Annotated in this window: 11 protein-coding genes; 4 read left to right on the top strand and 7 right to left on the bottom strand. The window is 62.6% G+C overall.

The window, feature by feature from the left end; all coding sequences use genetic code 11:
• Nucleotides 1-7: 7 nt before the first annotated feature.
• Genes NKJ08_RS02445 through NKJ08_RS02435 form a run of 3 tightly spaced genes read left to right on the top strand, consistent with a single transcriptional unit; the run spans nt 8 to nt 2,421 of the window.
• Nucleotides 8-1,822, top strand: coding sequence for an ABC-F family ATP-binding cassette domain-containing protein (locus tag NKJ08_RS02445; protein ID WP_352522848.1), 1,815 nt, complete (start codon nt 8-10; stop codon nt 1,820-1,822).
• A 33-nt stretch (nt 1,823-1,855) separates the two neighbouring features.
• Nucleotides 1,856-2,122, top strand: coding sequence for a type II toxin-antitoxin system CcdA family antitoxin (locus NKJ08_RS02440; RefSeq protein ID WP_352522849.1), 267 nt, complete (start codon nt 1,856-1,858; stop codon nt 2,120-2,122).
• Entirely contained in the window at nt 2,122-2,421 is a 300-nt protein-coding gene (locus tag NKJ08_RS02435) for a CcdB family protein (RefSeq protein WP_352522850.1), read from the top strand. The genes NKJ08_RS02440 and NKJ08_RS02435 overlap by 1 nt, the downstream gene beginning before the upstream one ends.
• A 32-nt stretch (nt 2,422-2,453) precedes the next feature.
• Here NKJ08_RS02435 and NKJ08_RS02430 read toward each other — a convergent pair whose 3' ends face one another.
• Nucleotides 2,454-4,130, bottom strand: coding sequence for a hypothetical protein (locus NKJ08_RS02430; RefSeq protein WP_352522851.1), 1,677 nt, complete (start codon nt 4,128-4,130; stop codon nt 2,454-2,456).
• 74 nt (nt 4,131-4,204) lie between these two features.
• Entirely contained in the window at nt 4,205-5,503 is a 1,299-nt protein-coding gene (locus tag NKJ08_RS02425; RefSeq protein WP_023680654.1) for an adenylosuccinate synthase, read from the bottom strand.
• A gap of 319 nt (nt 5,504-5,822) precedes the next feature.
• On the opposite strand from NKJ08_RS02425, the gene NKJ08_RS02420 reads away from it, so the two are divergent.
• Nucleotides 5,823-6,725: a DMT family transporter gene (locus NKJ08_RS02420; protein ID WP_352522852.1), complete on the top strand. Its 903-nt coding sequence runs from the start codon at nt 5,823-5,825 to the stop codon at nt 6,723-6,725.
• A gap of 85 nt (nt 6,726-6,810) precedes the next feature.
• On the opposite strand, the gene serA is transcribed toward NKJ08_RS02420, so the two are convergent.
• From serA to glmM, 5 genes are all read right to left on the bottom strand, one after another.
• Nucleotides 6,811-8,409, bottom strand: coding sequence for a phosphoglycerate dehydrogenase (gene serA / locus NKJ08_RS02415; protein ID WP_352522853.1), 1,599 nt, complete (start codon nt 8,407-8,409; stop codon nt 6,811-6,813).
• A 198-nt stretch (nt 8,410-8,607) separates the two neighbouring features.
• Complete coding sequence (locus tag NKJ08_RS02410; protein WP_352775458.1) at nt 8,608-9,783, bottom strand: phosphoserine transaminase; 1,176 nt, start codon at nt 9,781-9,783, stop codon at nt 8,608-8,610.
• A 189-nt stretch (nt 9,784-9,972) separates the two neighbouring features.
• Nucleotides 9,973-10,722: an outer membrane protein gene (locus NKJ08_RS02405; protein WP_352775455.1), complete on the bottom strand. Its 750-nt coding sequence runs from the start codon at nt 10,720-10,722 to the stop codon at nt 9,973-9,975.
• A gap of 225 nt (nt 10,723-10,947) precedes the next feature.
• Complete coding sequence (locus NKJ08_RS02400) at nt 10,948-11,787, bottom strand: outer membrane protein (protein ID WP_352522856.1); 840 nt, start codon at nt 11,785-11,787, stop codon at nt 10,948-10,950.
• 225 nt (nt 11,788-12,012) lie between these two features.
• The gene (gene glmM, locus NKJ08_RS02395) at nt 12,013-13,365 is read right to left on the bottom strand and encodes a phosphoglucosamine mutase (protein ID WP_352494163.1); all 1,353 of its coding nucleotides are present in this window, start codon (nt 13,363-13,365) and stop codon (nt 12,013-12,015) included.
• Nucleotides 13,366-13,648: the final 283 nt, after the last annotated feature.

The following is a 13,648-nucleotide window of genomic DNA, read 5'->3' as shown; positions in this document are numbered from 1 at the left end:
AGCTGACATGGCGCCGCCGCTTCTCAATCTCGACGGGATAAAGCTGACCTTTGGCGGCACGCCGCTGCTCGACGGTGCCGCCCTGACGGCCTCAGTTGGCGACAAGATCGCCCTGGTCGGCCGCAACGGCTCTGGCAAGTCGACGCTCCTCAAGATCGCCGCCGGGCTGATCGAACCACAGGACGGCGAAGTCTTCCGCCAGCCATCGGCGACCGTGCGCTACTTGCCGCAGATGCCCGACATGGACGGCTTTGCGACTGTCCGCGCCTATGTCGAGGCGGGGCTCGGGCCGGCCGACGATCCTTACCGCGCCACCTATCTGATGGAGCATCTCGGCCTATCCGGCGAGGAACGGCCGAACGATCTCTCCGGCGGCGAGGCGAGGCGCGCCGCGCTCGCCCGCGTCATGGCGCCGGAGCCCGACATTCTCCTCCTCGATGAACCGACCAATCACCTTGACCTTTCGGTTATCGAATGGCTGGAGGAGGAGCTTGCCCGCACCTCCTCGGCACTGGTCGTCATCTCGCATGACCGGCGTTTTCTCGAACGCGTGTCGCGCGCCACAATTTGGCTCGACCGCGGCCAGACCCGCCGTCTCGACAAGGGCTTTGCCTATTTCGAGGAATGGCGCGACATCGTGCTGGAGGAGGAAGAGCGCGAGCAGCACAAGCTCGGCCGCCAGATCGTGCGCGAGGAGCACTGGCTGCGCTATGGCGTGACGGCAAGGCGCAAGCGCAACATGCGCCGGCTCGGTGAGTTGCAGACCATGCGCCAGCGCTTTCGCGGCCATCGCGGCGCCGAGGGTGCGGCGACGATGATAGCCAGCGACGCCGCCGAATCCGGCAAACTGGTGATCGAAGCCAAGAACATCGAGAAGAGCTTTGGCGATCTGACCGTGGTCAGGGGATTTTCGACCCGCATCCAGCGCGGCGATCGCGTCGGCCTGGTCGGGCCGAACGGCGCCGGCAAGACGACGCTATTGAAGATGCTGACCGGCGAATTGAAGCCGGACGCAGGCACGGTGCGGCTCGGCACCAATCTGGAGATCGCCACGCTCGACCAGAAGCGCGAAGCCGTCGACCCGCAGGAGACGCTGGCGCAGTATCTGACCGACGGGCGCGGCGAGAACCTCGTCATCAATGGCGAGCAGCGGCATGTCGTGTCCTACATGAAGGACTTCCTGTTCAAGCCGGAACAGGCGCGCACGCCGGTGCGCGAGCTTTCGGGCGGCGAGCGGGCGCGGCTGATCCTCGCCCGCGTTTTGGCGCGGCCGGCAAACCTCCTTGTGCTCGATGAGCCGACCAACGATCTCGACATGGAGACGCTGGAGCTGCTGCAGGAACTGGTCGCCGGCTTTGCCGGCACGGTGATCCTGGTCAGCCACGATCGCGATTTCCTCGACCGCACCGTGACCAGCATCATCGCGCCGGAAGGCGGCGGCCGCTGGATCGAATATGCCGGCGGCTATTCCGACATGCTGGCGCAGCGCGGCGGCACCAGGCTGGACGACCGCAAGGCGCGGCCGAAGCCAGAAAACGGCGAAGCGGCAACTAGGAGCGAAGCGGCCGCGCCGAAGGGCCCGGCGAAGAAACTGTCGTTCAAGCAGAAATTCGCCCTGGAATCGCTGCCCAAGAAGATCGAGGCGGTGTCGGCCTCGATCTCGCGGCTGGAGAACAACATCGCCGATCCGGCCTATTACGAGCGCGACCCGGCCTCGTTCCAGAAGACGATTGCCGCGCTCGACAAGGAGCGAACCACGCTGGCAGCACTCGAGGAGGAGTGGCTGGAACTCGAGATGCTGCGGGAAGAGATGGAGGCATGAGAGGTTGCATGCACGCTCATATGCGCCTACATTATGCGCATAAATGGGAGCGACTCCATGCTTCAATCGACTCCAAAAGCCCAAAGAAAGTCGGTTAATACATCGATCGACTCCAGATTGATCGAGGATGCCAAAGCGTTGGGCATCAATATATCCCGCGCTGCGGAAGAGGGCATCGCCAAGGCGATTTCGGCCGAAAAAAACCGGCGGTGGCAAGAGGAAAACAAGGAAGCGATCGACAGTTCCAATGACTATGTCAGGCGCAACGGCTTGCCTTTGGCCAAGTACCGGCTGTTTTGATGGCGCGTTATGATTTCTATCAGAGTGCCGAAGGCGACGGTTACCTTCTCGATGTCCAGTCCGACCTTCTGGGACGGCTCGACACGAAGGTAGTCGTCCCGCTGATGCCAGCCAACAAGGCCCCGGTGCCGGGCCGCCGGCTAAATCCTATCTTCACCATCAACGGTAAGGACCATGTCATGGTCACTCAATTCATGTCAGCCTTGATGACCTCTGAATTGCTCATCGCCGAAGGAAATCTTTCTCGGCATCACGACGACATCGTGACCGCACTCGACATGCTGTTCCAGGGCTTCTGAACGGTACCAGCGACCGGACCAATACCTCAGCTTCAGCCCGCCGTTTTGGCCTGCCAGGCCTTCAGCGCCTCGTCGAACACCTTCTCGCCGGGAATGCCCTTTTCCATGGTGAGCAGCGCCCGCCGCCCGGTCTTGTAGACGACCGGCACGTCGATCCAGTCCTGGCCCCTGAGCAAGGTCAAATTGGCGTCTTCATCCGCCTTGGTGTCGTTGAGCGCAACCAGGAAGAAACCGTCGGCGATCTTGGCCGGGATGCCGATCAGCGGACTGCCGGCATCTTGTTCGGAGCCCTTCATGGCGACACGCAGGATGTTGTCGACACCGCCGCCCTCGAAGCCGTTAGGCGTCAGGAAGATCATCTCGATGATATGGCTGGCCGGCAGCGTCTGGTCGGTGTTGCGACGGATCGTCATGCGCAACTGGATATCCTTGCCTGGAATAGTCGCCTCGGCGCGGATCGCCGGCTCGGGCGGCAGGTCGCCGCCGGGCGATTCCTGCACCAGCGACCAGACGATGTTGCCGGGCTCGGCCGAGCCTTGAGCGGTGCTGGTGCGTTCCTCGTAGAAGATCGCCTTCTGGCCGACCGCCAACGCGGCTTCCGGTGGAACTACCGTTGGTGCCGCTGCCGGTGCGGGCGGTGTGGCGGCCGCTGCGGGCGCGGGCGGGGCAGTCGCAGCATCGGCGGGTGCTGCCTCTCCGTTGGCGGGCGGCGTTGCGGGAGTTGGTGCAGCCGACCCATCGACTGCTGGAGCAGTGGCCGGGGCTTGCGTGTCGGCAGGTGCGGCCGGTGCCGGCGCGGCGGGTGCCGGGGTGGTCGGAGCTTGTGCGGCCGACGGCGGCGTGGTGAGTGCGGCGACGGATTCGCCTTCGCCGATGCCCGCCTGCCCGGCTGCGGGGCCGGGATCCACTTCGTGGCCCTCGGGCGTCAGGCGCTGCGTGAACTTCGCGCCTTCGCCGGCCTCCGTCGGCGGCGCGGCGGCCGGTACGGCCGCGTCGGCCACCGGCTTGGCCGGGGCTGGTTTTACCAGCGGTTCGGTGGCGACGGCTTTGGTCCCGTCGAGGCCGAACATACTGCCGAACGCCTCCTTGTTCAGCCACATGCCATAACCCCCACCGGCAATGACGAGCAAGGCGATGACGGCGGCTATCACGCCGCCATAGCTGCGCCTGCGCTCGGCAGGATGGAGCCGCTGGAACCTGTCCTCCGCGGGGCCGCCGTCGTTGGAAAAGTCATCGTCCTGAAAAACGCCATCTTTGCCATCGGCCGTCGGAAGATCCATGTCGGATGACGGCGAACCAGCGCGCTCCGGAGGAAGAGCGACGGGCTGCGGCTTTTGCCAATTCGGCGCCGCCTTGGCGGGCGTGGGCTGCCATGCCGGCCCGCTCTTTGCCGGCTCCGTCTTTGCCGGCTGCCGGACATGACTGGACTGGTTCTTGTTGCGGTCTATGGAGGAGAAGATGTCCTCCAGTTCCGCCAGCGGATCGGATGTCGGCGCAGGTTTGGCGTAGTCTCGCTCAATGCTTGAGATGGCCTCTTCGAGCGCACGCTTCTGCTTAGCGGCGTCCGACGGCGTAAGCGGTGGATCGCGGTCGGCAATCTTCTTCGCAATCGTCGAACGAGCCTTGTCGTAGACCCTGGCGCGCACCTCCGCCGACGGCTCGCCAAGATTATCGAGCGCCTTTTTCAGAACAGAAACAAAATCTACCATGCTTCAGTCGACCTGCATTTTGTTTCTGGGCCGGCCCCCGCAAATCAGCCGCAATGCCCGGAAAGGCTGAGAAACTAGTCTTGAAACGGATCGGTCACAAGTATCGTGTCGTCGCGTTCAGGGCTGGTGGAAAGGAGTGCGACCGGCGCGCCGATCAGCTCTTCGATGTAGCGGACGTATTTCACCGCCTGGGCCGGGAGGTCGTTCCAGCTACGCGCGCCGGCGGTGGTGCCTTTCCACCCCTCCAGCGTCTCGTAGACCGGTTCGACGCGCGCCTGCGCGCCCTGGCTGGCCGGCAGGTAATCGATCGCCTCGCCGTCAAGGCGGTAGCCTGTACAGACCTTGATCTCATCCAGCCCATCGAGCACATCGAGCTTGGTCAGCGCAATGCCCTTGATGCCGTTGACGGCGACGGCCTGGCGGACCAGCACGGCATCGAACCAGCCGCAGCGCCGCTTGCGGCCGGTGACGACGCCGAATTCATGGCCGCGCGTGCCCAGGAACTCGCCGATTTCGTTCTTCTGTTCGGTCGGAAACGGACCTTCGCCAACCCGCGTCGTATAGGCCTTGGTGATGCCGAGCACATAGCCGATCGCGCCCGGGCCGACACCGGACCCAGCGGCAGCCTGACCGGCGACCGTATTGGAGGAGGTGACGAACGGATAGGTGCCATGGTCGATGTCGAGCAGCGTGCCTTGCGCGCCCTCGAACAGGATGCGCTCGCCGGCCCGGCGCTTGTCGTCGAGGATTTTCCAGACGCGATCCATATAGGGCAGGATCTCGTCGGCGACCGAGATCAGCTCGCTCATGATCGCCTCATGCGTGACCTCGGCATGGCCCAGCCCGCGCCGCAGCGCATTGTGGTGCGTCAGCAGCCTGTCGACCTTCAAGGGCAGCGTTTCCAAATCCGCCAAATCCATCACCCTGACCGCGCGCCGGCCCACCTTGTCTTCGTATGCGGGACCGATGCCACGACGGGTCGTGCCAATCTTCGTTCCGGAATTGGAAGCGGCGTCCTCGCGGAATCCGTCCAGCTCCCGGTGCAAGGACAGGATAAGCGCGGTGTTTTCGGCTATTTTCAGGCGGTCCGGCGTCACCTCGACGCCCTGAGCCTTCAATTTCGCAACTTCCGCGACGAAGGCGTGCGGGTCGAAGACGACGCCATTGCCGATGATGGACAGCTTGCCTTGCCGCACGACGCCGGACGGCAGCAGCGACAGCTTGTAGACCTTGCCGTCGACGACCAGCGTATGGCCGGCATTGTGGCCGCCCTGGAAGCGCACGACAACGTCGGCACGCTCGGACAGCCAGTCGACGATCTTGCCTTTGCCTTCATCGCCCCATTGCGAGCCGACGACCACCACATTGGCCATGCTTCTTTTCCCTTGAGACGCCGCGCGACGCAGCTTGAAACGGTTCGAAACGACAGGCCTCTATCGCATCGGCCCGAAAATCGGAATCGATTTTCAAAAGCACGATGCGAAGATTAATAAGCCCTAGAGCGTACTTTGTGCGTCCAATTGGGCGCATGTCGCTCTATAGCGTCAAGACCCGGCGAGCGCGACCATTCTTTGCCGCCCAAAACGCTCCGAGGCACAACAATTTTCGCCTTTGACATCATTTACTTGCGCGAGCTGTCGCAATAGGCCCGCAACGACCCGTCATTTCTCTCTGCCTGGCCGGGACTTCACGATGCATCGAACCGCCTATCTGTTCCTGCTGTTCACCACCTTGCTGTGGGGCGGCAACTCCGTGGCGGGAAAGCTGGCGGTCGGTCATATTTCGCCGATGACGCTGGTCTTCCTGCGCTGGCTGCTGGCGGTTCTGATCTTGCTGCCGATCGGCTGGGGAACGCTGCGCCAAGACTGGCCGGTGGTGCGCAGGCAGTGGTTGCTACTTGGCGGGCTCGGCGCTTGCGGCTTCGCCTTCTTCAACACGATCTTCTACACGGCGCTTAACTACACCACGGCGATCAACGTCTCGATCGAGCAGGCGGCGATTCCGATCGTCATCATCATCGCCAATTTTGTGTTCTTTCGCCTGCGCGTCAACGGCGTGCAGGTCATCGGTGTCGTGCTGACCATCGCCGGTGTCGTGGTGACGGCGAGCCATGGCGATCCACGCCAGCTTCTCAGGCTGGATCTCAACTTCGGCGATGCCATCATGCTGGTCGCCGTGCTTTGCTACTCCTTCTATTCGGTGGGGTTGCGGCTGAAGCCGGTCATCCGCTGGCAGAGCCTGATGCTGGCGCTGTCGGTTGCCGCACTCGTCACATCGCTGCCTTTCTTTCTGTGGGAGATTGCCGCCGGCAGGGTCATCGTCCCCGATGCACGCGGCTGGGCGGTCGCAGTCTATACTGCCGTCGGCGCCTCGGTCATTTCGCAGATCTTCTATATCAGAGGCAACGAGCTGATCGGCGCCAACCGGGCCGGCCTGTTCATCAATCTGGTGCCGATCTTCGGAACGCTGCTGTCGGTGCTGATCGTCGGCGAGGCGTTCCAGCTCTATCAGGCGTTGGCCCTCGTGCTGGTGCTTGGCGGCATCGGCCTCGCCGAATACAGCGGACGGAAGACGGCGATATCCGCGGCTGAATGAAGTCGCTTGCCGCGACGTTTCACTGCGGTCCATCAACGACCGCGGAAGAGCTCCGCGTGCTGCCGCACACGGAGCGACCGAATTTTCAGGCGACGCCGACGTCGAAGCGCAGCCGCTTGGCCGAGTCGATCGATTTGTGCGAGCGCACCTGCGCCAAGACGTTTTCCGGGAACGGGGCATCGAGATAGAGCAGCGCGATGGCATCGCCCCCCGGCCGGTTGCGGCCGAGCTGGAAATTGGCGATGTTGACGCCGTTCTCGCCGCACACCGTGCCGAGCAGGCCGATAATGCCGGGCGCGTCGGCATTGGTCGTGTAGAGCATATGCTGGCCGACCTCGGCGTCGAGATTGATGCCCTTGATCTGGATGAAGCGCGGCTTGCCGTCCGAAAAACAGGTGCCGGCGATCGAGCGCGTCCTATGCTCGGTCTTGACCGTCAGCTTGATATAGCCATCGAACACGCCCGACTTGTCGCGCTTGACCTCGGCGACGATGATGCCGCGCTCCTTCACCATGATCGGCGCCGACACCATGTTGACATCGGCGACCTGCGGCCGAATCAGCCCGGCAAGGGTGGCGCTGATCAGCGCCCGCGTGTTCATCGTCGCGGTCGAGCCGTCGAACAGGATCTCGACTTCCTTGATCGGATCCTCGGTGACCTGGCCGACGAAGGCGCCAAGCACTTCGGCGAGCTTGACGAAAGGTTTCAGCCGCGGCGCTTCCTCGGCGGTGATCGACGGCATGTTGATGGCATTGGAAACGGCGCCCTTGATCAAATAGTCCGACATCTGCTCGGCGACGTGTAGCGCGACATTCTCCTGCGCCTCCATCGTCGAGGCACCCAGATGCGGCGTCGCCACCACGTTCTCCATGCCGAACAGCGCGTTCTTCTCCGCCGGTTCGACCTCGAACACGTCGATGCCGACGCCGGCCACCTTGCCGCTCTTCAAGGCCGCGATCAGGTCGGCCTCGACGATCAGCCCGCCACGGGCGCAGTTGATGATGCGCACGCCGGTCTTCATCTTGGCGATCGCCGCAGCGTCGATGATGTTGCGCGTCTTGTCGGTCAGCGGCGTGTGCAGGGTAATGAAATCGGCGCGGGCGAACAGCTCGTCCAGCTCGACCTTGTCGACACCGAGTTCCTCGGCGCGGCTGTCCGACAGGAACGGGTCGAAGGCGACGACGTGCATCTTCAGGCCGACGCCGCGCGTAGCGACGATCGAGCCGATATTGCCGCAGCCGATGATGCCCAGCGTCTTGCCGGTGATCTCGACGCCCATGAAGCGGTTCTTTTCCCATTTGCCGGCGTGGGTCGAGGCGTTGGCCTCCGGTATCTGGCGGGCCAGCGCGAAGATCATGGCGATCGCATGCTCGGCGGTGGTGATCGAATTGCCGAAGGGCGTGTTCATCACGATGATGCCCTTGCGGCTCGCCGCCGGGATGTCGACATTGTCGACGCCGATACCGGCGCGGCCCACGACCTTCAGCCTGGTCGCGGCGTTGATCAGCTTCTCAGTGACCTTCGTCGCCGAGCGGATGGCCAGCCCATCATACTGGTCGATCACCTCGAGCAGTTTTTCCTTGTCCTTGCCGAGATCCGGCAGATAGTCGACGTCGATGCCGCGATCCCTGAAGATCTGCACGGCGGTGGTGGAGAGTTTGTCCGAGACGAGAACGCGTGGCATGGGCTTGGTCCTTTGCGATTGGCGTCCCTCCCCGTTGAGGGGAGGGTCGGCGCGAAGCGCCGGGGTGGGGTCGTTGCGGCCGGGCGCGGCCGAAAATCTTTTCTTTTCTGGATGGCGTATCGTTGAGCTCGTATCGTTGAGCGGGTGCAGACGACCCCACCCGGCCCTTCGGGCCACCCTCCCCGCAAGGGGAGGGAGTCAGGCGGCTGCCTTCAGCAACGCCTTTCGCGCGGCAAAGGCCCAGTCGAGCCACGGCAGCAGCGCTTCGAGGTCGGAGGCCTCGACTGTCGCGCCGCACCAGATGCGCAGGCCGGGCGGTGCATCGCGATAGGCGCCGATGTCATAGGCGACGCCTTCCTTGTCGAGCGCCGAGATGATGCCCTTGGCGAAGGCCGCCTGTCCGTCGGCATCGAGTGCCACGACATCCGGATCGGTGAAGGAAAGACAGACCGAGGTGTTCGACCGCGTTGCCGGCTCGACGGCAAGGTGGCCGAGCCACGAGGAACTCTTGACGAAGCCATCGAGCACTGCGGCATTGGCATCGGCACGGGCGATCAGAGCATCGAGGCCGCCGATCGACTTCGCCCAATGCAGCGCGTCGAGATAGTCCTCGACGCACAGCATCGACGGCGTGTTGATGGTTTCGCCCTTGAAGATGCCTTCGATCAGCTTGCCGCCCGAAGTGAGGCGGAAGATCTTCGGCAGCGGCCAGGCCGGCTTGTAGCTTTCCAGGCGTTCGACGGCGCGCGGGCTGAGGATCAGCACGCCATGCGCGCCCTCGCCGCCCAGCACCTTCTGCCAGGAGAAGGTGACGACGTCGAGCTTCTGGAAGTCCAGCCCTTGCGCAAAGGCGGCCGATGTGGCATCGCAGATGGTCAGGCCCTTGCGGCCGGCCGGGATGAAATCGCCGTTCGGCACGCGCACGCCCGAAGTCGTGCCGTTCCAGGTGAAGACCACGTCGCGGTCGAAGTCGATTTTCGTCAGGTCGGGCAGCGCGCCGTAGCCGGCTTCGATCCTGCGAACATCGGCGAGCCTCAGCTGCTTGACCGCATCGGTGACCCAGCCGGAACCGAAGCTCTCCCAGGCGACCATGTCGACACCGCGTTCGCCGAGCAGCGACCACAGCGCCATTTCGACCGCGCCGGTGTCCGACGCCGGCACGATGCCGATGCGGTAATCTGCCGGAACCTGGAGGAGCTCGCGCGTCAGCTCGATCGCCTGTTCGAGCTTGGCCTTGCCGATCTTGGCGCGATGCGAGCGCCCGAGCGCGGCATTTTTGAGCGCCTCGACCGACCAGCCGGGGCGTTTTGCACAGGGACCTGAGGAAAAATTGGGATTTGCCGGACGGAGTCCGGGCTTCGTATGCGTCGTCATCGTGGTCTATCCTTCCAGATAGTGGCCCCTCGTTGGGGAGGGGTGGCCCACGGACGGCGATATGCGTTCAGCCTTTCGGCGTCAAGGGGAAAGTTTTTGTCGCTGCCGGGATATTGCCGGCGCCCTGGGGCGAAAACGCAAACGGCCGGCCACGACCCGCCATTGTTAACGCCTCGGCTTCGATCGAGCCTACCAGAGATCGTAGCGCAATCCGATTTTGACTTGGTGATTAGTGATCCCTTTGCGGATCGGATAGGAAATCAGGCTCTCGACAGTCTGGTATTCGGCATCCGGTGCGGAAAAATACTGATAACCAAGATCGACCGAAACATTCTTGGACACTTGATAGGCAAGGCCGGCATTCAGCGTATAGGCGAATGAGTATTGGGTCTTGTTGTCATGCGTGACGAAATCGTCGGCGGGGTTGCCGTTGTTGGTGAAGTAGTCCGCCGAGAGACGACGCCTGCTCTGGACGAGACCGATACCGGCGCCGAGATAAGGCGTGATTCCGACATAGGTGCCAAGATCGACATAGCCGTTGAGTATGCCCGAGAACGCAAAGTTTTTCAGGTCTCCCGATGCCACGGTCGTTCCGCTGTCATAGCTGACGCCGATCTTGTTGCCGGGCAGATAGCCGAGATTGAGATCGGCGCGGAGATAGTCGTTGAAGTGGTAGCCGAAGCCTATGCTCGCAAAAACCGGATCCTCATTTTCTTCGTAGTTGGCAGCATTGAACCCTAAATCCACAGTCCTGTAACTCTTCTGCGCCAGATAAGAGACATCGCCGCGCAGATACCACCCCGAGCCAACCTCGACCGGCACATAGTCCGGCGCCTGGTCGACATAGACCGGCGGATCGTAGTCAGCGCCAAGCGCCGGCGTCAGCGGCATCAGTACGATTGCTGCAAGCGCCAGCACTACAGGCGATTTGAATGTCATGGTCCCGGCTCCCGAACTTGGCGCATTTTGCGGTCGCGCGCCGTATCAGGGAGCATTGTTAACCATAGTGGTTAAGTGCGGGTTAAGGATAACAAGGCGTTAGAGAATTGATTTCGATGCGCTTTCGCTCTTCGGGCGGGACGGTGTTCCAGCACTCCAGGCCGCCAAACGAAAACCGCCCGGCATCAGCCGGGCGGTCGACGAATTCCTGGATTTTCGAAGCGCTTACTTGGTGTAGACCGGCTCCGGTTCCGGAACATAGGGCTCCGGCGGAGCGCAGTCCGATCTGCCGAACTGATAGCGCAGGCCGCCGCGCACTTCGTGAACGTTGATGCCTTTGTCATAGCCGGGGCCGACATTGGGGAGCGAGGCATAGTCGAACATCTTGCCGCCGTTGATGTGGCTGAAGCGGTAGCCGACGTCAAGCTTGACGCGGTCGGTCAAGCAATAGGATGCGCCGACCATGGCAGCATAGGCAAAGCGCCAGCCCTTGCCGCCGGCATGATCGAATGAACCGTCGCTGTCCACATTGTGCAGCTCATCCCATTTGACCCAGGCACCGCCGATGCCGGCGCCGACATAAGGCGTGACGCCATGCCAGGTGCCGATATCGACATAGGCGTTGGCCAAGAGCAGCAGCGCCGAATAGGACGAGGTGTCGACCGAGGTGCAGGGCGTTTGATTGACGCCGCAAAACCCATTGGTCGAGCCGCGGAATTTGGATTTGCTCATCCAGTCCAAGGTGAGATCGGTGCGGAAATGCTCATCGATCTGGTAACCGACGCCGGCGCCGGCCGAGAAGGCGCCATCCAGCTTGCCGGTGGCGAACTTGCCGGGATTCTGGGGCGCTACACCGTAGGTGATATAGTCGCCACCACGAAACTTCGACCAGTGATAGTCGATGTCGCCGCGGATATACCAGCCGCCGAATTCGGCCGGCTGCTCGTAGGCAACTGGTGGCGGTGCCTCCTCGACCACGGGCGGCTCGACGAAATCGGCGGCGAATGCCGGTCCGACGCCGGCAAACAGCGCGGCCAGAAGAGCCATTCTAGCTGTGTTGAACATGCTTATCACCCCTGAGAACCCTCGAACGGCAACGCGCCCGAATATGATTGACCTCAGTTGTGGATAATGAATTGGAAAGGTTAAAAGGCGTTTAACCGTATCGATTAACCACGACTCCGTAAAATTCGATGAATCTGGCGGCCGTTGCTGTAGCAGGACTGACAGAGGATCCAACAAAAAAGCCCGCCGAAGCGGGCTTTCGAACTGACAACCTTGTTGGCGAGATCAGGCGGCGCTGCGCGTTTCCGAAATGACCTCGACGATGTCGTTGACGACGGACTCGACGAGTTGTGGGTCGTCGCCCTCCGCCATGACACGGATGAGCGGCTCCGTGCCGGATGGCCGGATGACCAGGCGCCCGGCCTTGCCGAGGCGATGGCGCGCATCTTCGATCGCTGCCTTGACTGGCGCCTCCTCCAGCGGCTTGCCGCCGGAAATATGCACGTTCTTCAACAGCTGCGGCACCGGCTCGAATTTCTTCGACAGCTCGCTGACCGGCCGGTTCTGCCGCTTGATGCAGGCGAGCACCTGGAGCGCCGAGACAAGGCCGTCGCCGGTGGTCGAGAAATCGGACAGCACGATGTGGCCCGACTGTTCGCCGCCGACATTGAGCCCATGGGCACGCATGTGCTCGACGACATAGCGGTCGCCGACCTTGGTGCGATGCAACTGCAGGTTCATGTCGCCGAGGAAGCGTTCGAGGCCGAGATTGGACATCACCGTCGAGACGACGCCGCCGCCGGCCAGCCGTCCGCTCTGATGCCAGGATTCGGCGATCAGCGCCATGATCTGGTCGCCATCGACGATCGCGCCGTTCTCGTCGACGATAACGACGCGGTCGGCATCGCCGTCGAGCGCTATGCCGATATCGGCGCGTACTTCGTGCACCTTCTTTTGCAGGCCGGCCGGATGGGTCGAGCCGCATTCCTTGTTGATGTTGAAGCCGTTGGGCTCGACATTGATGGCAACGACCTCGGCGCCAAGTTCCCACAGCGCGTCGGGGGCCACCTTGTAGGCGGCGCCATTGGCGCAATCGACGACGATGCGCAAGCCCGACAGCGACATCGAGCGCGGCAGCGTGCGCTTGGCGAATTCGATATAGCGGTCATGCACGCCGTCGACGCGTTTGGCACGGCCGAGCCCATCGGAATCGGCGAGCGCCAGTTCGATATCCTTGTCGAGCATCCCCTCGATGCGCTCCTCGATCTCGTCGGACAGCTTGTAGCCATCGGGGCCGAACAGCTTGATGCCGTTGTCGTAATAGGGGTTGTGCGAGGCAGAGATCATCACGCCGATATCGGCGCGCAGCGAGCGCACCAGCATTGCAACCGCGGGCGTCGGGATCGGGCCGAGCAGGAAGACATCCATGCCGGCGGCGCACAGCCCGGACACCATCGCGTTCTCGATCATGTAGCCGGAAAGCCTGGTATCCTTGCCGAGCACGACGCGATGGCGGTGGCTGCCGCGCTGAAACGAGAGGCCGGCGGCCATGCCGACCCTCATGGCGACCTCCGCCGTCATTGGAAACTTGTTGGCGCGCCCGCGAATGCCGTCCGTACCGAAATAATGTCCTGCCATGCTAGCCAGCTTCCTGATGGTTCTTTCCGAGCATCTCATGCCATAAAATCGGCCGAGCTCTGTCATCACATTGTATGATTATGGACGACTAATCCTTATAAAACCTTTGTCTTGTGTGTTTTGTGTCACGCCGGCCAAGGGACGTTCCCAAAGGGTGTTAAAGGTGAACCATTCTCGCCGAAGGCAAATTTCGGATCGACGGCGCCGGCCGGCATGACTGACTATCCGATGAGATAGTCTCGCGGTCCGAAGCTGGGCGTAGCCGTGGGCGAATACATCCCCA

This window comes from Mesorhizobium sp. M0244 (assembly GCF_040321795.1).
Lineage (GTDB): Bacteria > Pseudomonadota > Alphaproteobacteria > Rhizobiales > Rhizobiaceae > Mesorhizobium.
This window is presented reverse-complemented; position numbering and strand designations above follow the sequence as displayed.